Below are 20,051 nucleotides of genomic sequence, written 5' to 3'. Positions count from 1 at the left end.
AGCCATCTTCGGGAAACTCGTCATGCTCTGGTCCGAATCCGCCGAAACCCACGAGGTGTTCAACCAGCCGCCGCCGTTCGAAGGTACTTCTCTCTATCGGAGCGACCCGGCCCTGATCGCCGGCATCGAGCGCTACGGTGGCGCCTGGGGCACGGCGCAACTGGAGGCCTATGGCGTCATGGCGGGCGGCCCGTTGCTGGCGTTGGGCGTCCAGGCCAATCGCCAGGCGCCGGAATTCCACAGCCATGACCGCTATGGTCGGCGCCTCGACCGGGTGGAGTTCCATCCCGCCTGGCACGGGTTGCTGGACGCGGCGGTGAACGCCGGTATTCCCAGCGCGCCCTGGAGCGACCCGCGGCCCGGTGCCCAGGTGGTGCGTGCCGGGCTCATGTATTTGCACAACCAGGCCGAAGCCGGCAGCAGTTGCCCGCTGACCATGACCTACGCCAGCGTCGCCGCCCTGCGCCAGGCGCCGGCCCTCGCGGCGCTCTGGCTGCCCAAGGTACTGGCACGAACCTACGACCCGCGCGAGCTGCCGGTGGCCCAGAAGGACGGCGCCCTGCTGGGCATGGCCATGACCGAGAAGCAGGGTGGCACCGACCTGCGTGCCACCACCACCCAGGGCCGCTACCTGGGCGACATGGCCGAGGGGCGGGCCTACGAGTTGCTCGGCCACAAGTGGTTCTGCTCGGCCCCCATGAGCGACGGCTGGCTGACCCTGGCGCAGACCGAAGGAGGCCTGACCTGCCTGCTGCTGCCGCGTATCCGCCCCGACGGCAGCAAGAACTCCTTCCACATCCAGCGCCTCAAGGACAAGCTCGGCAACCGTGCCAACGCCTCTTGCGAGATCGAATTTCGTGGCGCCCTGGCCTGGCAGGTGGGCGAGGAGGGCCGGGGTATCGCCACCCTGTTGCAGATGGTGGCCCTGACCCGCTTCGACTGCCTGCTGGGTTCCGCCTCCCTGATGCGCCAGGCGCTAGCACAGGCCGTGCACCACTGCCGCCATCGCCAGGTGGGCGGCCGGCCACTGGTGGCGCAGCCGCTGATGACCGCCGTGCTGGCCGACCTGGCGCTGGAGAGCGAGGCGGCCCTGGTGCTCGCCCTGCGCCTGGCCCAGGCCCTGGAGCGGCCGGCGGACGCGCGCGAGCGCCAGTTGCTGCGGCTATTCACCGCGGTGGGCAAGTTCTGGGTCTGCAAGCGCGCCCCGGCCTTCATCAACGAGGCGGCCGAGTGCCTGGGTGGTGCCGGCTACATCGAGGACGGCAACCTGCCACGGCTGTATCGCGAAGCCCCGGTGAATTCCATCTGGGAAGGCTCGGGTAACGTCCAGTGCCTGGACGTCCTGCGCGCCCTGGAGCGCGAATCCGGGTTGCGCGAGACGGTGCTCGGCCTGCTCGCCGGCAGCGGCGACGCGCGGCTGGAGGCGCGGGTGGCCCGTCTGGGACAGGCGCTCGCCGGTACACCGCCTGCCGAGGCCGCGCGCCGGCTCTGCGAGGACCTGGCCTTGGCGCTGCAGGCTCGGCTGTTGCTGGAAGGCGATGCCCAAGTCGCCGAGGCCTTCATCGCCACCCGGCTGCAGGATGGCTCCGGTCGGGTCTACGGCGCGCTGCCGCCCGGTGTGCCCACGGCTGAACTGGTGGCGCGAGCGCTCGCCTAGTGTGGTGTTTCAAAGGTTCTCGCAAGAATTGGCGAGTGATTTTTGGGCGGTTCGGCGTTCCGACTGGGCTAGGCGCCGTGACGAGTCATGGCAGGGCTATGGCGAGGAGTGGCAACGCCGCCAGGACGGTCCGCCGCTGCGGCCGAAAAAGCGCCGCCAACATTGTGTAGACAACTGCTGAAACACCCCACTAGGGCTGCGGCTGGATCTTGCCCTCGCACAGCGGCGGTGTGCGCCTCTGGCGCACCAGGCGCTTGCCCAGGGCCATGCCGGGAATCTCGATGTACCTGTGGGTCAGGCAGGCCAGGGCGAGCACCGTGGCCAGCTCCAGCAGCACCAGCAGGTTGTCCAGCAGCGGACTGCCGGTGGCGATGTAGCGGATCATGAAGGGCACCGGGACGTCGTGGGAGGGGGCCACCACCGTGAAGTCCTGGTGCAGCAGCTTGCCCAGCACGATGACGGCGCTCTTGAACACGAAGACCACCGCGGCATGGCCCAGATAGATCGAGTAGGAGAGCACGCCCAGGCGCACGAAAATGCCATGGTGCAGCACGCTGGAAATCAGCCCACGCTCGAAGGCGAAGGTAAGGATGGTGAAGCAGAACACCAGGCTGGCCAGCACCCCTTTCTTGGCTACCGGCAGATCCGAGGTCATCACCGCGGTGGCGGCGATCAGGCAGGCCACCTCCAGCAGGGTGCCACCGAACTGCTCCGGATGGCGGGTCTTGATCCAGACATAAAGGCGATAGGTGCAGGCGCCGCCGAAGAAGCACGACAGCCCACGGAAGATCTCGGTCTTCAGCGGCAGCACGGGGAACAGCAACTGCAGGAAAGCCAGCAGGGCGATCACCAGGAACCATTGGCGGTGGTGACCCTGGCCTTTGAGCACCAGCAGGCCGAAGACCAGGTAGAGGTAATACTCGATGCTGATGCTCCAGGACGGATAGTTGAACGAACCGGTGATGGCTTCGCCCAGCCAGGACTGCAGCAACAGCGCATTAGGCAGGAACTGTTCGGGACCGGTGGCGCCGCTGAAGGCTGGATCGTTGAAGGTGATGCCCAGTCGCTCGGCCAACAGGCGGCCGCTCTCGAGCAGCACATAGAGCGCGAGCATGGCCAGATGCAGCGGCAGGATGCGTGCCGAGCGGCCGATGGCGAAGTCACGGTAGTCGTTCGGGGAGCGCAGACGGGTTTCATAGGTGTGCATCAGCACGAAACCGCTGAGCACGAAGAAGAACTCGACGAATAGATAGGCGTTGGCGATCAGCGGATTTTCCGAGGCGGCCTGGGCGACATAGGTGTGGAACAGGACCACCGCCACGGCCAGCAGGCCGCGAAAGCTATCCAGAGCGACGAATCTTTCCATGGGACTTCCCTGCGGGTACGACGAAGGAGGGCGAGCGGATGAAGCGCCAGCGCTAGGGCGACAGGGATGGCGTATCGAGAAGGTAGATGAGGGGTGACATCGCATCCTGGCTCTTGTGCTTCGCAAGTGGCTTCCAATAGTCGAACTATTACTTGCTGTTACACTTTGATCGCCAAAAGCCCATGAGTTCTTTCAAGTCCTGCCATGTCGAGGACTTTTTGTGATTGCAGTCACCAATTTTCGGACCGGTTGTCGCACAACTGCAAGAAGGCGCCGCCTGTTTGCCTGGCGGCGCTTCGCTCAGCGCGGTCCCAGCGTCTGGCAGTCGGACGGCTTGACGTACTTCTGCAGCACCGCCCATTGCGGGCGTGGTTTGCCATTCACCGGCTCGATGGCCAGCGTGTAGTCGCCCCAGTTGGGACCGGCGGCCCAGTACATCGCTGGGATGCACTCCTGGCGCAGGCGTGCCAGCAGCCGATCCATGGCCGCCAGCCAGCGCGGGTCGTTGTCCGGCACGCCGAATTCGCCGATATGGCCACGCTTGCCATGCTGCTTGAGCCAGGTGATGAAGGGCTCGACGCGACGGATACCGACGTCCGGATCGAAGTCGGTCATGTCCTTCTTGAGGTACTTGCCGCCACCGTCGTTATCGAAATAGACGTGAGCGGAATAGATCAGGTTGTCCGCCGGATCCTTGAGTTCGAGCAGCTTGGCGTTGTAACGCGGCCAGAGGTAGCTGCTGGACCAGCCATTCCCCTCGACCAGGATCGGCCGGGAGCGATCCACCTGGCGCACCGCGTCGATGCCGTGCTGGGCCGCGATCGGCCATTGCTCAACCGCGTCGTGGGGCTCGTTCATGATGTCGTAGGCGACCAGCGCGGGATGCTGGTGCCAGCGCTGGGCGAGGCGGTGCAGCACGTCGGCATAGGCCTCGTAGGGCACGGCCGGGCTGCCGATGACCTGGCCGCGGTATCTCATGTAGTTGTGCAGATCGAGCACCACGCGCATGCGGTAGCGCTTGGCGTTGTCCAGCGTCTGGTCGATCAGCTTGGCGTAGGTTGGATCGAGGTCCGCGCCGAGGCGGGGCTGCAGGCGCTCCCAGATGATCGGGAAGCGGATGACCCGGATGCCCTTGGCCGCCCAGCGCCGATAGTGGCCGGCATCGGGAAAGAAGTAGTTGGTCCCGGGCTTGCCCGGCAGGACATGGGGGGCGAAGCCGGCGCCGGAAAAGTTCAGGCCGACCAGGTCGGTGGGGAAGTCCCGGGTATCGGCAGGTGCGGCCGATGCGGTACCGAGGCTGAATAGCAGGACGAGAGGCGCGAAAGCGAATTTCAGGCGAAGCGTCATCGGCAAGGTCCCTGGCAGTGACGGAAGACGGTGATCGCGGGCAGGCGCTGCCCGACTCGCTCATGAGGCCAGAATAGACGCGAGGAAGTTGCAGTCGTCGTGTCCAGAAGGTGAGGCAGGCAGCGTTAATGCCCTGCCAAGACCCTGGAATTGCGAGCTGCGTTGGAGCGAAGAAGGGTAGTGGGCATGGCCATGAGGGCGCCCGAGTGGCTACGGAACGCCGGGCGCCGACGTATCGAAGCGGTCGATGAGCTGCCTGCGACGGCTTTCCGTCCAGTGACGGCGCAGGGCAGATCATCCAGAGGCAGTGCTCAGCGACGCAGGCAGATGCCCGCCCACTGCTCGGCTTCGCGGCGGGCCGAGGCCTCGTCGCTGAATTCGGTGATCAGGCCACCGTGGGCATAGACCACCACCCAATTTTCCACCTTGGGTTGCAGCAGCAGGACGGGGGCAGGAGACAGGGTAGCGGAGTCCAACGATGCACAAGCCGTCATGTCATTCATAACGTTCCCTTTGAAGTTAGCTCGTTAAATAGTCTGTTGTTATAGCGGTACCAGGAACGGCATCGAGTGCTATCACTGGGCCACCTATTGACCTTGGGATGGCTGAATGATCCCTCGACGCGTCAGCCACTCGTCAGAATGATAGAGAGGTGCCAAAAGGCCGGCGACGCACTGGCGCACAGAAAGATGTTTCAACCATGACCATACGTCAGCTGGCCTGTGTCCTCTTCCACGAAACGAAGACGGCCGTCCCGGCCTTTTGTGAGGGATGTCATGTCGACAGTGCCAAGGGGATAGCAGTGAGACTATTAAGTTTGCGTGCTGCTACCTAAGGCGGTAAGGGCGTGGAGTCCACCGATTGCCCTCGTCATCGAAGGTCGGCATGGGTGCTTGGTCGCTCGTCAGCTCTTTGGATACCTGACCGGGGTTGGCATTGAGCCAGTCTATTGGGTTAGCCTGAAAAGGAGTTGGCGAACTATCGACCGCGATGGGCGTCAATCACTTCGGTCGAGGCAAAGTGCCATGTCGCTACCCGCGTAGAGGACACCCAAGGGCGCTGCGGACTCTCGAGAGCCGCATCACCCCGTTGGTCCAGCCGGCATCCCTCCATGCCCCGCTGCGTCTCGACCCTGAACCCGGGCAGCCGTCGTGCGCCTCGCCCTTGGTGCGAGTTCCGCAGTTGGAAGGCACACGGCCTGTCCGCTCGTTGAAGGAGTCTGACATGGCGAAGTTCAAGACCCTCCTGCTCGGCACGGCCGTGGGAGTGGTGATCCTGGCACTGCTGGTGCACTGGATCGGTATGGATACGCTGCGTACCTATCGCGCAGACCTCTGGTTCTATCTCCAGGCTCATCTCTACCTGGTAGCGCTTTCCATGATCGCGGCACTGCTGGTAGGGATTCCCGCCGGAGTGGTGCTCAGTCGACCGCGCTTCGACCGCAGCGCCGAGCGCTTCATGCAGGTGTTCAACATCGGCAATACCGTGCCGCCGCTCGCGGTGCTGGCCATCGCCCTGGGCATCGTCGGCATCGGCGACGGCCCGGCGATCCTGGCGCTGTTCCTTGCCTCGCTGCTGCCCATCGTACGCAACACCTACGAGGGCCTGAGGAACGTGCCCGGCTCGCTCAAGGAGGCCGCCACCGGCATCGGCATGACGCCCACCCAGGTGCTGACCAAGGTGGAGCTGCCCAATGCGGTACCCATCATCATCGGTGGCGTGCGGGTCGCCCTGGCGATCAATGTCGGCACCACGCCGCTGGTGTTCCTCATCGGCGCCAACAGCCTGGGCAGTCTGATCTTTCCCGCCATCGCCCTGGAGAACCAGTCGCAGCTGCTGCTGGGCGCTGCGGCCACCGCCCTGCTGGCGCTGTTGCTCGATGGCCTGGTGCTGCTCGCCAGTCGCGTCTGGCTGGAACGCGGCCTGGCCCGCTAAGGAGACGAGATGAAGAAGTTGCTTATCGCCCTGGGCGCCGCCTGGTTCGGCCTGGCCCTGGCCAATGGCGCCCAGGCCGATCCCATCCGCATCGGTGCCAAGGTCTTCACCGAGCAGGCCATCCTCGCCGAGCTCACCGGCCAGTATCTGGCCAAGCACGGCTACCAGCCGGAGATCGTCGGCGGCCTGGGCAGTACCATCGCCTGGAACGGCGTGAAGAACGCCCAGCTCGACCTCACCTGGGAATACACCGGTACCTCGCTGGTGGCTTACAACCACGTCACCGAGCGACTGGACAAGGACGCCTCCTACCAGCGGGTCAAGGAGTTGGACGCCAAGATCGGTCTGGCTTGGCTGGCGCCGACTCGTTTCAACAACACCTACGCCTTGGCGCTGCCGGAGAAGGTCGCCAGGCAGCATCCCGAGCTGAACACCATCAGCGACCTGGCCCGGCTGCTCAAGGCCGAGGCCGGCAAGCGCCACCTGACCGCTCTGGACATCGAATTCGCCAACCGCTCCGACGGCCTCGCCGGCCTGGTCAAGGCCTATGGCCTAACCTACACCCGTGACGACATCCGCCAGATGGACCCGGGCCTGGTCTACACCGCCCTGCGTAACGGCCAGGTGTTCACCGGCCTGGTCTACACCACTGACGGCCGCCTGGACGCCTTCGAGCTCAAGGTGCTCGAAGACGACAAGGGTTACTTCCCCGACTACACCGCCGCGCCGGTAGTGAACGCCCGGTATCTGGCCAAGCATCCGGATCTCGCCGAGTTGCTGAGGCCCCTGGCCGAGAGCCTGGACCAGGCCACCATGCGCCAGCTCAACGCCAAGGTGGACATCGAGCGGCAGACGCCGGCCCAGGTGGCCCGCGACTTCCTCGCCCAGCATCCCCTAAGCGGAGGGCAATGACCCATGGATTTCGTCACCTCCTTCCATCACATCGACTGGCTGCAGGTTCTCGAACTGACCCGCCAGCACATCACCCTGGTGGGCATCGCCGTGACCCTGGCGATCCTGGTGGGCGTGCCCCTGGGCATCCTCATGACCCGCTACCCGGCGCTGGCCGGACCGCTGCAGGCGGTGGCCACGGTGGTCATGACACTGCCCTCCATCGCCCTGTTCGGGCTCTTGCTGCCGTTCTATTCCAAGTTCGGCCAGGGCCTCGGTCCGCTGCCGGCCATCACCGCGGTGTTCCTCTATTCGTTGCTGCCGATCCTGAGGAACACCTACCTGGCGCTGACCAATGTCGAGCCGGGTATCCGCGAGGCGGGCACCGGCATCGGCATGACCTTCTGGCAGCGCCTGCGCATGGTCGAGCTGCCCATCGCCCTGCCGGTGATCCTCGCCGGGGTGCGCACCGCCGTGGTAATGAACATCGGCGTCATGACCATCGCCGCCACCATCGGCGCCGGTGGCCTGGGCGTGCTCATCCTCACCGCCATCAGTCGCAGCGACATGGCCACCCTCATCGTGGGCGCCGTGCTGGTCAGCCTGCTGGCCATCGTCGCCGACCTCGTTCTGCAGTGGCTGCAACGCCGCCTTACCCCGCGCGGCCTGCGCAACGCCCATTAAGGAGTCCCAGATGATCGAACTCGACCGCCTGACCAAGACCTTCAAGCAGCACGGCAAGGACGTGACCGCGGTGGACGCCGTGAGCCTCACCGTGGAGGAGGGCCAGATCTGCGTCTTCCTCGGCCCCTCCGGCTGCGGCAAGACCACCACCCTGAAGATGATCAATCGCCTCATTGAGCCCACCTCGGGGCGGGTGTTGATCAATGGCGAAGACACCACCGGCATCGACGAGGTGACGCTGCGGCGCCATATCGGCTACGTGATCCAGCAGATCGGTCTGTTCCCCAACATGACCATCGAGGAAAACATCACCGTGGTGCCCAAGCTCTTGGGCTGGGACAAGAAAAAGTGCCGCGAGCGCGCCACCGAGCTGATGAGCATGGTGCAGCTCGATCCCAAGCAGTACCTGTCGCGCTATCCGCGCGAGCTGTCCGGTGGCCAGCAGCAGCGCATCGGGGTGATTCGCGCCCTGGCCGCCGAGGCACCGCTGCTGCTGATGGACGAACCCTTCGGCGCGGTGGACCCGATCAACCGCGACGCCATCCAGAACGAGTTCTTCCAGATGCAGCGGGCGTTGAACAAGACGGTGATCATGGTCAGCCACGACATCGACGAGGCCATCCGCCTGGGCGACAAGATCGCCGTATTCCGCGGTGGCCGGCTGGTACAGTTCGATCATCCGGACACCCTGCTGGCCCATCCCAAGGATGAGTTCGTCAGCAACTTCGTCGGCCAGGACGGCACCCTCAAGCGCCTGCTGCTGATCCGTGCCGAGGATGCCGCCGACAACGCTCCGTCGATCCAGGCCGAGACCCTGATCGGCGATGCCGTGGAGTTGATGGAAGAGCACGATCGCCGCTACCTGGTGGTGACCGATGCGGCCAACAAGGGACTTGGCTACGTTCGTCGCCGCGACCTGCGTGGGCAGAGCGGGCCAGTAGCGCCCTTCGTCACCCCGTTCAAGGCCACCGCGGCCTTCGACGAGCACCTGCGCATCCTGCTGTCGCGCATGTACCAGTTCAACAGCTCCTGGCTGCCGGTGCTCAGCGCCGACAACGACTTCCTCGGCGAGGTCACCCAGGAATCCATCGCCGACTACCTGAGCAGCGGCCGGTCGCGCGGCAAGACCAGCATCGTCTCGCCAGCGGAGCAGGTGGCGGGGTAGGGCGCGGGAAGCCTATCGGCTCAGAGTCTGTTCAAAGGCTCGCGAGCTAGAGCCAAACAAGGCGAAGAGGCCTGAGGAGGCGGAGTTTACGAGTGGTAAATGAGCATTCCGAAGGCCTCTTCAACGCGGTTTGGCTGACGCGCAGCAGCCTTTGAATAGGCTCTCAGGGGCGAATCTCGATCAGGGTACCGTCCTTGACCAGGCCCCAGATCTCACGCATGTCGTGGTTGGTCAGGGCTATGCAGCCATTGGTCCAGTTCAGCGTGTTGAAGTACCACTCCGGGTACTCCTCGTCGACGGGGGTACCGTGCAGCATGATCATGCTACCTGGCGGTACCCCGGCTTTGTGGGCGCGCGCCAGATCTTCCCGATTGGGATAGGAGATGTGCATGGCAAGGTTGAACTTGTCGCTGGTCTTGCGCCAATCGATCCAATAGAAGCCTTCCGGGGTGCGCTGGTCGCCCTCGCGCAACTTGGGTCCGCGGGGATTCTTGCCCAGCGAGACGCGATAGGACTTCATCACGGTAGTGCCGCTGAGCAACTGCAACTGATTGCGCGACTTGATCACCAGCACCTTGTCGATCAGTGGCGCGGCCGGCTGGCGGATCACCGTGACGCTGGTACTGGCCTGGGCCAGCTGGGGAAGCAGGGAACCGCACAGCACATAGCAGAGCGCCAACAACAGGTGCAACGGACGCATGTCGGGAAGATCCTCGGAAGAACTCAGGCAGGCTTGGGTGCGACCACCATTGGGGCCATGCCTTCATGGCGCAGCGGAAAGACGCCCTGGCGGCGATCGGCGAAAAAGCATTCTAGTGTTCGCTTGATGGTCGGAAAAGCCAGAGACGACCAGGGGATGTCGGCTTCGTCCAGAAGGCGCACGTCCAGGCTTTCCTCGCCGACGCCGAAGCGCCCGTCGACCAGTTCGCCGCGGAACAGCATGTAGATCTGGTCGATGTGCGGCAGGTCGAACAGGGTGTAGAGCGTAAGGCCCTGTACTGCCGCGCCGGCCTCCTCGAAGGTCTCGCGGGCGGCGGCTTCGGTGGTGGTCTCGCCGTTTTCCATGAAGCCCGCCGGCAGCGTCCAATAGCCGCGTCGCGGGTCGATGGCGCGTTGGCAGAGCAGGACCTTGCCCTCCCAGGTCGCCAGGCAGCCGGCCACTACGCGGGGGTTCTGGTAGTGCACCGCGCCGCACTGGCTGCAGACCAGGCGCATCCGGTTGTCTCCTGCGGGGATGCGTTCTTCCAGCAGGCCGCTGCAGTGATTGCAATGCTTCATGGTTCACCCTCGTTTTGCTGCAGTGTGCCGGGGCGGTTCCCGGGCCCGCAAGCGATGGCTGGGCTGATGGTCGGACTTGGGATTGCCGGGCGACCGTGCCATGATCCAGAGGATACGATGAGCAAGGGAGAATCACGGCGTGGATGAGTTGCTCCAGCGCCTGCGTCACTACCAGCCCCGTACCCTGAGTGGCACCGAGAGCTATCAGGAGGCGGCGGTACTGGTGCCCATCATCCGCGGTGAGCATCCCGAGTTGCTGCTCACCCTACGCGCCAGCAACCTCTCCACCCATGGCGGCGAGGTGGCCCTACCCGGCGGTCGCCGCGATCCCGAAGACGCCGACCTGGTCGCCACTGCCCTGCGCGAGGCCGAGGAAGAGGTCGGCCTGCCGCCGGGTCTGGTGGAGGTGATCGCCCCCTTGAGTCCGTTGGTGTCTCGCTACGGCCTGGCGGTGACCCCCATCGTCGCCCTGATCCCCGACCAGCTCGAGTACATTCCGAGCGAAGCCGAGATCGCCGCCGTCTTCACCGTGCCGCTGCAGTTCTTCTGCGAGGTGCCGCCGGACTACACCCTGAGGGTCGACCACGACGGCCTGCGTTGGCAGGTGCCCAGCTACCAGTACGGCGAATACCGCATCTGGGGCCTCACCGCGGTGATCATCGTCGAACTGGTCAACCTGCTGTACGACGCCGACATCGTGCTCAAGGCACCGCCCAGGCGCGGTTGAGCCGGGTACGGCAAGGTAAAGGCACATGCCAAGGCGGGCATTAACGGGCACAATGCGCGGCCATTCGAGGGAAGCCGCATGAACACCGCCGATTCACCCGTGCGTTCGCCCTGCGTCCACGTTTGCGCCCTGGACGAGCAGGACATCTGCATCGGTTGCCAACGCAGCGCCGCCGAGATCACCCGCTGGATGACCATGAGCGACGCCGAGCGCCGCGAGGTGCTGCTGCGCTGCGACGAGCGCGCCCGGGAGGGCGGTGCGGCCTTCCTCACCTGACATCAGCCGGAGAGATCTGTCATGCCCCGTATCGGTACCCCCCTGTCCCCCAGCGCCACCCGCGTGCTGCTCTGCGGCTCCGGCGAGCTGGGCAAGGAAGTCGTCATCGAATTGCAGCGCCTGGGCGTCGAAGTCATCGCCGTGGATCGCTACGCCGATGCCCCGGCCATGCAGGTCGCCCACCGCAGCCACGTCATCGACATGCTCGACGGCGCCGCCTTGCGCGCGGTGATCGAGCGCGAGCAACCGCACTTCATCGTGCCGGAAATCGAAGCCATCGCCACCGCTACCCTGGTGGAGCTGGAAGGCGAGGGCTACACCGTGGTGCCCACCGCGCGGGCGGCCCAACTGACCATGAACCGCGAAGGCATCCGCCGCCTGGCGGCCGAGGAACTGGGCCTGCCCACCTCGCCCTACCATTTCGCCGATACCTACGAAGACTACGCCGCCGCCGCCGAGGCGCTCGGTTATCCCTGCGTGGTCAAGCCGATCATGAGCTCCTCGGGCAAGGGCCAGAGCCTGCTGCGCAGCGCCGAAGAACTCCAGGCCGCCTGGCAGTACGCCCAGGAAGGCGGGCGCGCCGGCAAGGGGCGGGTGATCGTCGAGGGCTTCGTCGACTTCGACTACGAGATCACCCTGCTGACCGTGCGCCATGTCGGCGGCACCTCCTTCTGCGCCCCGGTCGGCCATCGCCAGGTCAAGGGCGACTACCATGAATCCTGGCAGCCCCAGGCCATGAGCGACAAGGCCCTGGCCGAGTCCGAGCGGGTCGCCCGCGCGGTGACCGAGGCCCTGGGTGGCCGTGGTCTGTTCGGCGTGGAGCTGTTCGTCAAGGGCGACCAGGTCTGGTTCAGCGAGGTCTCGCCGCGTCCCCACGACACCGGCTTGGTGACCCTGATCTCCCAGGACCTGTCCGAATTCGCCCTGCATGCCCGCGCCATCCTCGGCCTGCCGATCCCGGCCGTCCGCCAGTTCGGTCCTTCGGCCTCGGCGGTGATCCTGGTGGACGGCGACTCGCGCCAGACCGCCTTCGCCAACCTGGGCGCGGCCCTGGCCGAGCCCGACACCGCGCTGCGCCTGTTCGGCAAGCCCGAGGTCAAGGGACAGCGCCGCATGGGCGTAGCCCTGGCGCGCGACGAAAGCATCGAAGCCGCGCGCGCCAAGGCCGTGCGTGCTTCCCAGGCAGTGAAGGTCGAGCTGTAACGTCGTCTGCGCACCACGCAAAGGGGCCCCGCGGGGCCCTTTTTTCATGCGCTGAACAATCTACAGCGACTGATCTCGGGTTTCGCGCAGGCACAGCACCGCCACCAGGCTGATGGCCGCCGCCGCCGAGACATAGCCGCCCACCCAGCTCAAGCCACCGGCTTCCACCAGTTGCTGCGCGGCATAGGGGGCCAGGGAGGCGCCGAGAATACCGCCCAGGTTGTAGGCCGCCGAGGCGCCGGTGTAGCGCACCCGGGTCGGGAAGATCTCCGGCAGCAGGGCGCCCATGGGGCCGAAGGTCATGCCCATGAGAAACAGCTCCAGGGCCAGGAACAGGCCGACCGCTTGGCTCGAGCCGTGGGTCAGCAGCGGCTCCATGGCGAAGCCCGACAACAGCGCCGCCACGGCACTGGCCGCCAGCACCGGCTTGCGCCCGAAGCGATCGGCCAGCCAGGCCGACAGCGGTGTGGCCAAGGCCATGAACAGTACGGCCACGCAGAGCAGGCCGAGGAATTCCTGGCGGCTGTAGCCCAGGTTCTTCACCCCGTAGCTCAGCGAGAATACCGTGGAGATATAGAAGAGGGCGTAGCACACCACCATGCTCAGGGCGCCCAGCAGCACCGCCTTGCCGTGCTTGCCGAAGGTCTCGGCCATGGGCAGGCGCAGCTTCTCGCGGCGGGCCATGGCCTCGGCGAACACCGGCGTCTCGTGCAGCGACAATCGCACGTACAGGCCGACCACCACCAGCAGGGCGCTGAGCAGGAAGGGAATACGCCAGCCCCAGGCACGGAATTGCTCATCGTCCAGCAGCAGCGCCAGGGCGAGGAACAGCCCATTGGCCAGCAGGAAGCCGATGGAGGGACCGAGCTGGGGAAACATGCCGAACCAGGCGCGCTTGCCGGGAGGGGCATTCTCGGTAGCCAGCAGCGCCGCACCACCCCATTCACCGCCCAGTCCCAGGCCTTGGCCGAATCTCAGCAGGCAGAGCAGGACGGGCGCCCAGACGCCGATGCTGGCATAGCCGGGCAGCAGGCCGATCAGGGTGGTGGAGATGCCCATCAGCAACAGCGAAGCCACCAGGGTGGACTTGCGGCCGATGCGATCGCCGAAGTGGCCGAACAGCAGCGAACCCAGTGGGCGCGCCAGGAAGGCGATGCCGAAAGTGATGAAGGCGCTCAGGGTCTGGGCCACGCCCGAGCCCTGGGGGAAGAACACCGGGCCGATCACCAGGGCGGCGGCGGTGGCGTAGACGTAGAAATCGTAGAACTCGATGGCGGTGCCGATGAAGCTGGCGGTGGCCACGCGGGTAGGAGAATTGCGCGGCACGGAGGTGGGCGCATCGAAGGCGGCAGCGGTCGTGGACATGCAGGGGTACCGGGCAGTCGTTCTTGTAGAGGCGTCTGCCGGAGCGGCCCGGTGGGGCGGCGGTTGTCCGAGGATGGGGACGGGCGGGACGACCTGATTATGACGTGCCGGGCGCGGCGTGGCTGTTGGCCGGGACGCGCCGAACGTGGTTCGGTCGCCGGATTATGCAGGTAGTGGAATGACGACTGTCAACGATGCAGGATGAATTCCCGCACCAGCTTGCTGCCGAAGTAGGCCAACATCAGCAGGATGAAGCCCAGCAGCGTCCAGCGGATCGCCCGGTGGCCACGCCAGCCCAGGCGGTTGCGGCCCCACAGCAGGATGCCGAAGACCACCCAGGCGATGCAGGAGAGCACCGTCTTGTGCACCAGGTGCTGGGCGAACATGTCCTCGACGAAGAACCAGCCGGAAATCAGCGACAGCGACAGCACCACCCAGCCGGCCCAGAGGAAGCCGAACAGCAGGCTTTCCATGGTCTGCAGCGGCGGGAAGCTGCGGATCAGGCCGGAGGGGTGCTTGCGCTTGAGCTGGCGATCCTGGATCAGCAACAGTAGCGACTGCAGCACCGCCAGGGTGAAGAGACCATAGGCGATGATCGACAGCAACACGTGCACCACGATCCTCGGCGAGACGTCCAGCGGCGCTACCGTGCCGGGCGGCACGAATTCCGCCAGCAGCGCGGTCACCGCGCCGAGGGGATAGACCAGCACCAGCAGGGGTTGCAACGGCATGCGCAGGCAGCCGATCAGCATCAGCGCGATGGCGGTCGCCGAGATCAGGCTCGAGGCGTCGAAGAAATCCAGACTCAGGGTCGGTTCGAGGATCAGTTGCAGATAGACGGCCAGGGCGTGGGGCAGCAGGGCCAGGATGCCGGCACCCAGGACCAGCGGCTTGTTCGAAGGCCGCTTGCGCAGCAGGCAACTGCCCTGGTAGAGGGTCGCGGCGAGGTACAGGACGGCGGCCAGGAGGGTGGGCAGCAGGGCGTGCATGGGTCCGGTTTCAGCAAAGCGGAAAGCAGGCGAGTGTGGCACAGACCGGCCGGCACAGAAAGCCTGGCGGATACCCTGGCCTGGCGGTCTTCGCTATACTCGGCGGTCAGCCGCCGTTTCTGCCCTGGATGTCCGCATGTTCGAGAATCTCACAGACCGCCTGTCACAAAGCCTGCGCCACATTACCGGCAAGGCCAAGCTCACCGAAGACAACATCAAGGACACCCTGCGCGAGGTGCGCATGGCGCTGCTCGAGGCGGACGTCGCCCTGCCGGTGGTCAAGGAATTCGTCAACCGGGTCAAGGAGCGAGCGGTCGGCACCGAGGTGTCCAAGAGCCTGACCCCGGGCCAGGCCTTCGTGAAGATCGTCCGCGCCGAACTCGAAGCCATCATGGGCGCAGCCAACGAAGACCTGGCGCTCAACGTGGCGCCGCCGGCGGTCATCCTCATGGCCGGCCTGCAGGGCGCGGGCAAGACCACCACCGCGGGCAAGCTGGCGCGCTTCCTCAAGGAGCGCAAGAAGAAGACCGTCATGGTCGTCTCCGCCGACGTCTACCGCCCGGCCGCCATCAAGCAGCTGGAAACCCTGGCCGGGGAGGTGGGGGTCACCTTCTTCCCCTCCGATCTCAGCCAGAAGCCGGTGGACATCGCCCAGGCCGCCATCCGCGAAGCCAAGCTCAAGTTCATCGACGTGGTCATCGTCGACACCGCCGGTCGCCTGCACATCGACAGCGAGATGATGGCGGAGATCCAGCAGGTCCATGCCGCCACCAAGCCGGCCGAGACCCTGTTCGTGGTCGACGCCATGACCGGCCAGGACGCCGCCAACACCGCCAAGGCCTTCAACGACGCCCTGCCGCTCACCGGCGTGATCCTGACCAAGGTCGACGGCGACGCCCGTGGTGGTGCCGCCCTGTCGGTCCGCCACATCACCGGCAAGCCGATCAAGTTCATCGGCATGGGCGAGAAGAGCGAAGCCCTCGACCCCTTCCACCCGGACCGTGTCGCCTCGCGCATCCTCGGCATGGGCGATGTCCTCTCGCTGATCGAGCAGGCCGAGCAGACCCTGGATCGCGAGAAGGCCGACAAGCTGGCCAGGAAGCTCAAGAAGGGCAAGGGCTTCGACCTCGAAGACTTCCGCGACCAGCTGCGCCAGATGAAGAACATGGGTGGCCTGGGCTCGCTGATGGACAAGCTGCCGACCATGATGGGGGGCATGAACATCCAGCAGATGGGCAATGCCCAGGGCGCCGCCGAGAAGCACTTCAAGCAGATGGAGGCCATCATCGACTCCATGACCCCGGCCGAACGCCGCGATCCGGAGCTGATCAGCGGTTCGCGCAAGAAGCGTATCGCCCTGGGTTCCGGTACCCAGGTCCAGGACGTCGGCCGCCTCATCAAGCAGCACAAGCAGATGCAGAAGATGATGAAGAAGGTCACCGCCAAGGGCGGCATGGCCAAGATGATGCGGGGCATGGGCAGCATGTTCCCCGGTGGTGGCATGCCCAAGATGTGATCCCGGGTGCCGCCCGTCGCCAGATGGTCGGCACCCATTAAGAGGCTGCGCAGCGCGTCGACGCCAGCGTTGATGCGCCTTCGCGAGCGGCTTGGCGCAGGCGCGCCAGCTCGCGGTTCGTCCCATTGCCCCTGGTGCCGTCGAAAGCCATTGGCAAACCGGGTGGCAGCCCTTAGAATATGCGGCCTTTCGGGCCATGTGGCCCAGTGTGCCCACAGTTACAAGCACCGACTACAGGAACGAAGTTCAATGGTAACCATCCGTCTAGCCCGTGGCGGCTCCAAGAAGCGCCCCTTCTACCACCTGACCGTGACCAACAGCCGCAATGCGCGTGATGGTCGCTTCGTCGAGCGCATCGGTTTCTTCAACCCGATCGCCAGCGGCGCCGAAGTTCGTCTGTCGGTGGACCAAGAGCGTGCCAACTACTGGCTGTCGCAGGGCGCCCAGCCGTCCGAGCGCGTCGCTCAGCTGCTCAAGAGCGCTCAGGCTACCGCCTGAAGATCATGAGTACGCCGACCTCCGCCCCCGACCTGGTGGTCCTGGGCAAGATAGTTTCGGTCTTCGGCGTACGCGGTGAGCTCAAGATCTACTCCTTTACCGACCCGCTCGACAATCTGCTGGACTATCGGACCTGGACGCTGCGGCGCGAAGGCGAGACCCGGCAGGTCAAGGTGCTCGGCGGTCGGTTGCACGGCAAGGTCCTGACGGTTCGTCTGCAGGGCCTGGACGATCGCGAAGAAGCCCGCCTCATGGCTGGTTTCGAGATCTGCGTGCCGCGCAGTGAATTGCCCCAGCTGGGCGCTGGTGATTACTACTGGCATCAGTTGGAAGGTCTCAAGGTGATCAATCGCGAAGGCCAGTGGCTGGGTGTGGTGGATCATCTGCTGGAGACCGGGGCCAACGACGTCATGCTGGTCAAGCCCTGTGCTGGCAGCCTCGACGATCGTGAGCGTCTGTTGCCCTATCTGCCCGACCAGTACGTACTGGCGGTGGATCTGGCCAAGGGTGAGATGCAGGTCGACTGGGACGCGGATTTCTAATCCATGCGTATCGATGTCATCAGCATCTTTCCCGAGATGTTCGAGGCCGTCAGCGCCTATGGCGTGAGCGGTCGTGCGATGAAGCAGGGGCTCCTGGAGCTGACCTGCTACAACCCGCGCAGCTATACCGAGGATCGCCACCAGACCGTGGACGACCGGCCCTTCGGCGGCGGTCCCGGGATGGTAATGAAGATCCAGCCGCTGGAGCGCGCCCTGGCCGATGCCAAGGGTGACTCGACGACGGCGAAGGTGATCTACCTGTCCCCCCAGGGTCGCAAGCTCGACCAGGCGGCGGTACGGGAACTGGCGCAAGAGGAGCATCTGATCCTCATCGCCGGGCGTTACGAAGGCATCGACGAGCGTTTCATCGAGACGCACGTGGATGAGGAATGGTCGATTGGCGACTATGTGCTGTCCGGCGGTGAATTGCCGGCCATGGTGCTGATCGATGGGGTTACGCGACTGCTGCCCGGAGCCTTGGGGCATGCGGATTCCGCCGAGCAGGACTCGTTCACCGATGGCCTGCTCGATTGCCCGCACTACACCCGACCCGAGGTGTACGAGGGCCGTCGCGTACCTGACGTGTTGCTCAGTGGTAACCACGAGCATATCCGGCGCTGGCGCCTGCAGCAGTCCCTGGGACGTACTGCGGAGCGACGTGCCGATCTTCTGGATGGCCGCTCGCTTTCTGGAGAAGAGCAGAACCTGTTGGCGGAATATCTCCGTCAGCGGAACGATAGTTAGGTATCGATGGCGGGCCGCGGCCTGTCTTAGGAGCAGAGTGACATGACCAACAAAATCATTGCCCAGATCGAAGCTGAGCAGATGAACAAGGAAATCCCGGCGTTCGCCCCCGGCGACACCGTGATCGTCCAGGTGAAGGTGAAGGAAGGCGACCGTCAGCGTCTGCAGGCCTTCGAAGGCGTGGTGATCGGCAAGCGTAACCGCGGCCTGAACAGCGCTTTCACCGTGCGCAAGATCTCCAGCGGCGTCGGCGTCGAGCGTACCTTCCAGACCTACAGCCCCCTGGTCGACAGCGTCAGCGTCAAGCGTCGCGGCGACGTGCGCAAGGCCAAGCTGTACTACCTGCGCGAACTGTCCGGCAAGGCCGCTCGCATCAAGGAAAAGCTTTCCTGATTGCAGCGTGACCAGAAAAAAGCAGCCTCGGCTGCTTTTTTCGTTTCTGAGGTTCGAGATAAGGCTAAGGCATGACGACCCGCGAAGCGGAAATCCAGCGGCGCACCGCGCTGTCGGAAACCCGGGTGGCCAAGGCGGTGTTCCCGCCCACCACCAATCATCACGACACCCTGTTCGGTGGCACCGCCCTGGCCTGGATGGACGAGGTGTCCTTCATCACGGCGACGCGCTTCTGCCGCAAGCCGCTGGTGACGGTCTCCACCGATCGCATCGACTTCAACCACCCGATCCCCGCCGGCTCCATCGTCGAGTTGGTCGGGCGGGTGGTGAAAGTCGGCAATACCAGCATCAAGGTGCAGGTGGAGGTGTTCGTCGAGGACATGCTGGCGGAAGGCCGTGAGCGCGCCATCAACGGTGCCTTCAGCTTCGTCGCCGTCGATGACGAGGGCAAGCCGACGCCGGTGCTACCGGGGTTCGCCGAGTGAGCGCCGAGCGGCTGATCGAGGAGTTCCTCGACGCCCTCTGGCTGGAGAAGGGGCTGTCGTCCCATACCCGCAGCGCCTATCGCACCGACCTGCTGGCCTTCGCCCGCTGGCTGGAGGGCCGGGGACTGACCCTGGAGACGGTCGGTCGCGATGCCGTGCTCGATCACCTCGGCTGGCGCCTGAGCGAGGGCTACCAGGCGCGCTCCACGGCGCGTTTTCTCTCCGGGCTGCGCAGCTTCTACAGATACAGTGTGCGCGAGGGGAGGGTAGCCGAAGACCCGACGCTGCTGGTGAGCATGCCGCAGCTGGGCGCGCCGCTGCCCAAGAGCCTGTCCGAGGCGGACGTGGAGGCCCTGCTGGCGGCGCCGGATACCGAGGACACCCTTGGCCTGCGTGACCGCACCATGCTGGAGGTGCTCTATGCCACCGGCCTGCGGGTGACCGAATTGGTCAGCCTGACCCTGGACGAGGTCAATTTGCGCGAAGGCTCGCTGCGGGTGTTCGGCAAGGGCAGCAAGGAGCGGCTGATCCCGCTGGGCGAGGAAGCCATCGCCTGGCTGGAGGACTATCTCAAGACCGCGCGGCCGCTGCTGCTGGGCGGCCAACCCGGCGACGTCCTCTTTCCCAGCCAGAGGGGCACGGTCATGACCCGGCAGACCTTCTGGCACCGCATCAAGCTGCACGCCCAGGTGGCCGGCATCCGTACCTCGCTGTCGCCGCATACCTTGAGGCACGCCTTCGCCACCCATCTGCTCAACCATGGCGCCGACCTGCGCACGGTACAGATGCTGCTCGGCCATACCAGTCTGTCCACCACCCAGATCTACACCCATGTCGCCCGGGTGCGGCTGCAGCAACTGCATGCCCAGCACCATCCGCGCGGCTAGGGCCGAACCGCCTTAGAGCCTGTTCAAAGTCTGCTGCGCGTCGGCCAAACGGCGTTGAAAATGGCTTCGGAATGCTCATTTACTACCTGTAAACTCCGCTTCC

General features: G+C 65.2%; 22 protein-coding genes. 15 read left to right on the top strand and 7 right to left on the bottom strand.

From position 1 onward, the window contains the following. Positions 1-22 precede the first annotated feature (22 nt). Positions 23-1,657 carry an acyl-CoA dehydrogenase family protein gene (locus tag RND78_RS05220; RefSeq protein WP_312726632.1) on the top strand — a complete coding sequence of 545 codons (1,635 nt, stop codon included), beginning with the start codon at positions 23-25 and terminating at the stop codon, positions 1,655-1,657. 190 nt (positions 1,658-1,847) lie between these two features. Here the strand turns inward: RND78_RS05220 and RND78_RS05215 are convergent, their stop codons facing one another. The 3 genes from RND78_RS05215 to RND78_RS05205 form a co-directional block, all read right to left on the bottom strand. Further along, positions 1,848-3,023 carry an acyltransferase gene (locus tag RND78_RS05215; protein WP_312726631.1) on the bottom strand — a complete coding sequence of 392 codons (1,176 nt, stop codon included), beginning with the start codon at positions 3,021-3,023 and terminating at the stop codon, positions 1,848-1,850. A 300-nt stretch (positions 3,024-3,323) separates the two neighbouring features. Beyond that, positions 3,324-4,370 (bottom strand): glycoside hydrolase family 5 protein, encoded by a 1,047-nt coding sequence (locus tag RND78_RS05210; protein ID WP_312726630.1) that lies wholly within the window; start codon positions 4,368-4,370, stop codon positions 3,324-3,326. Positions 4,371-4,681: 311 nt separating this feature from the next. After that, positions 4,682-4,873 carry a hypothetical protein gene (locus RND78_RS05205; RefSeq protein ID WP_295468018.1) on the bottom strand — a complete coding sequence of 64 codons (192 nt, stop codon included), beginning with the start codon at positions 4,871-4,873 and terminating at the stop codon, positions 4,682-4,684. A 721-nt stretch (positions 4,874-5,594) separates the two neighbouring features. On the opposite strand from RND78_RS05205, the gene RND78_RS05200 reads away from it, so the two are divergent. From RND78_RS05200 to RND78_RS05185, 4 genes are read left to right on the top strand one after another with little or no spacing between them, the layout of a single operon-like run. After that, positions 5,595-6,305, top strand: a complete 711-nt coding sequence (locus RND78_RS05200; protein WP_312726629.1) for an ABC transporter permease — start codon at positions 5,595-5,597, stop codon at positions 6,303-6,305. A 9-nt stretch (positions 6,306-6,314) separates the two neighbouring features. Beyond that, positions 6,315-7,217 (top strand): glycine betaine ABC transporter substrate-binding protein, encoded by a 903-nt coding sequence (locus RND78_RS05195; RefSeq protein ID WP_312726628.1) that lies wholly within the window; start codon positions 6,315-6,317, stop codon positions 7,215-7,217. A 3-nt stretch (positions 7,218-7,220) separates the two neighbouring features. Then, positions 7,221-7,880: an ABC transporter permease gene (locus tag RND78_RS05190; RefSeq protein ID WP_312726627.1), complete on the top strand. Its 660-nt coding sequence runs from the start codon at positions 7,221-7,223 to the stop codon at positions 7,878-7,880. Between the two features lie 10 nt (positions 7,881-7,890). Next, positions 7,891-9,045 (top strand): ABC transporter ATP-binding protein, encoded by a 1,155-nt coding sequence (locus RND78_RS05185; RefSeq protein ID WP_312726626.1) that lies wholly within the window; start codon positions 7,891-7,893, stop codon positions 9,043-9,045. A 163-nt stretch (positions 9,046-9,208) separates the two neighbouring features. Here the strand turns inward: RND78_RS05185 and RND78_RS05180 are convergent, their stop codons facing one another. Continuing rightward, positions 9,209-9,682: a murein L,D-transpeptidase family protein gene (locus RND78_RS05180; protein WP_409457023.1), complete on the bottom strand. Its 474-nt coding sequence runs from the start codon at positions 9,680-9,682 to the stop codon at positions 9,209-9,211. Positions 9,683-9,768: 86 nt separating this feature from the next. Next, positions 9,769-10,323: an NUDIX hydrolase gene (locus RND78_RS05175; protein ID WP_312726624.1), complete on the bottom strand. Its 555-nt coding sequence runs from the start codon at positions 10,321-10,323 to the stop codon at positions 9,769-9,771. Between the two features lie 139 nt (positions 10,324-10,462). Here RND78_RS05175 and RND78_RS05170 point away from each other — a divergent pair, with 139 nt between their 5' ends. From RND78_RS05170 to purT, 3 genes are all read left to right on the top strand, one after another. Continuing rightward, complete coding sequence (locus RND78_RS05170; protein ID WP_312726623.1) at positions 10,463-11,050, top strand: CoA pyrophosphatase; 588 nt, start codon at positions 10,463-10,465, stop codon at positions 11,048-11,050. A 78-nt stretch (positions 11,051-11,128) separates the two neighbouring features. Beyond that, positions 11,129-11,326 carry a DUF1289 domain-containing protein gene (locus RND78_RS05165; RefSeq protein ID WP_312726622.1) on the top strand — a complete coding sequence of 66 codons (198 nt, stop codon included), beginning with the start codon at positions 11,129-11,131 and terminating at the stop codon, positions 11,324-11,326. A 21-nt stretch (positions 11,327-11,347) separates the two neighbouring features. Further along, positions 11,348-12,529: a formate-dependent phosphoribosylglycinamide formyltransferase gene (gene purT / locus RND78_RS05160; protein ID WP_312726621.1), complete on the top strand. Its 1,182-nt coding sequence runs from the start codon at positions 11,348-11,350 to the stop codon at positions 12,527-12,529. Positions 12,530-12,589: 60 nt separating this feature from the next. On the opposite strand, the gene RND78_RS05155 is transcribed toward purT, so the two are convergent. Both RND78_RS05155 and RND78_RS05150 read right to left on the bottom strand, forming a co-directional pair. Continuing rightward, positions 12,590-13,894, bottom strand: coding sequence for an MFS transporter (locus RND78_RS05155; protein WP_312726619.1), 1,305 nt, complete (start codon positions 13,892-13,894; stop codon positions 12,590-12,592). A gap of 188 nt (positions 13,895-14,082) precedes the next feature. Continuing rightward, on the bottom strand, positions 14,083-14,883 hold the full coding sequence (locus tag RND78_RS05150) for a cytochrome c biogenesis protein CcsA (protein ID WP_312726618.1): 801 nt from the start codon (positions 14,881-14,883) through the stop codon (positions 14,083-14,085). A gap of 136 nt (positions 14,884-15,019) precedes the next feature. On the opposite strand from RND78_RS05150, the gene ffh reads away from it, so the two are divergent. The 7 genes from ffh (at position 15,020) to xerD (ending at position 19,948) form a co-directional block, all read left to right on the top strand. After that, positions 15,020-16,399 carry a signal recognition particle protein gene (gene ffh, locus RND78_RS05145; RefSeq protein WP_312726617.1) on the top strand — a complete coding sequence of 460 codons (1,380 nt, stop codon included), beginning with the start codon at positions 15,020-15,022 and terminating at the stop codon, positions 16,397-16,399. A 249-nt stretch (positions 16,400-16,648) separates the two neighbouring features. Further along, positions 16,649-16,897, top strand: a complete 249-nt coding sequence (rpsP, locus tag RND78_RS05140) for a 30S ribosomal protein S16 (protein WP_059230136.1) — start codon at positions 16,649-16,651, stop codon at positions 16,895-16,897. Positions 16,898-16,902: 5 nt separating this feature from the next. Beyond that, positions 16,903-17,439, top strand: a complete 537-nt coding sequence (gene rimM, locus RND78_RS05135) for a ribosome maturation factor RimM (protein WP_153014257.1) — start codon at positions 16,903-16,905, stop codon at positions 17,437-17,439. A 3-nt stretch (positions 17,440-17,442) separates the two neighbouring features. Next, entirely contained in the window at positions 17,443-18,183 is a 741-nt protein-coding gene (trmD, locus tag RND78_RS05130) for a tRNA (guanosine(37)-N1)-methyltransferase TrmD (RefSeq protein ID WP_312726615.1), read from the top strand. Positions 18,184-18,225: 42 nt separating this feature from the next. Continuing rightward, complete coding sequence (rplS, locus tag RND78_RS05125) at positions 18,226-18,576, top strand: 50S ribosomal protein L19 (RefSeq protein WP_059230133.1); 351 nt, start codon at positions 18,226-18,228, stop codon at positions 18,574-18,576. A gap of 71 nt (positions 18,577-18,647) precedes the next feature. Next, positions 18,648-19,061, top strand: a complete 414-nt coding sequence (locus RND78_RS05120; RefSeq protein ID WP_312726611.1) for an acyl-CoA thioesterase — start codon at positions 18,648-18,650, stop codon at positions 19,059-19,061. Then, on the top strand, positions 19,058-19,948 hold the full coding sequence (gene xerD / locus RND78_RS05115) for a site-specific tyrosine recombinase XerD (RefSeq protein WP_312726610.1): 891 nt from the start codon (positions 19,058-19,060) through the stop codon (positions 19,946-19,948). Before RND78_RS05120 ends, xerD begins: the two co-directional genes overlap by 4 nt. Positions 19,949-20,051: the final 103 nt, after the last annotated feature.

It is taken from the genome of Pseudomonas oryzihabitans (assembly GCF_032027545.1).
GTDB classification, from domain to species: domain Bacteria; phylum Pseudomonadota; class Gammaproteobacteria; order Pseudomonadales; family Pseudomonadaceae; genus Chryseomonas; species Chryseomonas oryzihabitans_F.
This window is presented reverse-complemented; position numbering and strand designations above follow the sequence as displayed.

Excerpts from the sequence above, each read along its gene's own strand:
- RND78_RS05220 (WP_312726632.1), top strand. The coding sequence starts at position 23 with ATGCTCTGGTCCGAATCCGCCGAAACCCACGAGGTGTTCAACCAGCCG.
- RND78_RS05215 (WP_312726631.1), bottom strand. The coding sequence starts at position 3,023 with ATGGAAAGATTCGTCGCTCTGGATAGCTTTCGCGGCCTGCTGGCCGTG.
- RND78_RS05210 (WP_312726630.1), bottom strand. The coding sequence starts at position 4,370 with ATGACGCTTCGCCTGAAATTCGCTTTCGCGCCTCTCGTCCTGCTATTC.
- RND78_RS05205 (WP_295468018.1), bottom strand. The coding sequence starts at position 4,873 with ATGAATGACATGACGGCTTGTGCATCGTTGGACTCCGCTACCCTGTCT.
- RND78_RS05200 (WP_312726629.1), top strand. The coding sequence starts at position 5,595 with ATGGCGAAGTTCAAGACCCTCCTGCTCGGCACGGCCGTGGGAGTGGTG.
- RND78_RS05195 (WP_312726628.1), top strand. The coding sequence starts at position 6,315 with ATGAAGAAGTTGCTTATCGCCCTGGGCGCCGCCTGGTTCGGCCTGGCC.
- RND78_RS05190 (WP_312726627.1), top strand. The coding sequence starts at position 7,221 with ATGGATTTCGTCACCTCCTTCCATCACATCGACTGGCTGCAGGTTCTC.
- RND78_RS05185 (WP_312726626.1), top strand. The coding sequence starts at position 7,891 with ATGATCGAACTCGACCGCCTGACCAAGACCTTCAAGCAGCACGGCAAG.
- RND78_RS05175 (WP_312726624.1), bottom strand. The coding sequence starts at position 10,323 with ATGAAGCATTGCAATCACTGCAGCGGCCTGCTGGAAGAACGCATCCCC.
- RND78_RS05165 (WP_312726622.1), top strand. The coding sequence starts at position 11,129 with ATGAACACCGCCGATTCACCCGTGCGTTCGCCCTGCGTCCACGTTTGC.
- purT (WP_312726621.1), top strand. The coding sequence starts at position 11,348 with ATGCCCCGTATCGGTACCCCCCTGTCCCCCAGCGCCACCCGCGTGCTG.
- RND78_RS05155 (WP_312726619.1), bottom strand. The coding sequence starts at position 13,894 with ATGTCCACGACCGCTGCCGCCTTCGATGCGCCCACCTCCGTGCCGCGC.
- RND78_RS05150 (WP_312726618.1), bottom strand. The coding sequence starts at position 14,883 with ATGCACGCCCTGCTGCCCACCCTCCTGGCCGCCGTCCTGTACCTCGCC.
- ffh (WP_312726617.1), top strand. The coding sequence starts at position 15,020 with ATGTTCGAGAATCTCACAGACCGCCTGTCACAAAGCCTGCGCCACATT.
- rpsP (WP_059230136.1), top strand. The coding sequence starts at position 16,649 with ATGGTAACCATCCGTCTAGCCCGTGGCGGCTCCAAGAAGCGCCCCTTC.
- rimM (WP_153014257.1), top strand. The coding sequence starts at position 16,903 with ATGAGTACGCCGACCTCCGCCCCCGACCTGGTGGTCCTGGGCAAGATA.
- trmD (WP_312726615.1), top strand. The coding sequence starts at position 17,443 with ATGCGTATCGATGTCATCAGCATCTTTCCCGAGATGTTCGAGGCCGTC.
- rplS (WP_059230133.1), top strand. The coding sequence starts at position 18,226 with ATGACCAACAAAATCATTGCCCAGATCGAAGCTGAGCAGATGAACAAG.
- RND78_RS05120 (WP_312726611.1), top strand. The coding sequence starts at position 18,648 with ATGACGACCCGCGAAGCGGAAATCCAGCGGCGCACCGCGCTGTCGGAA.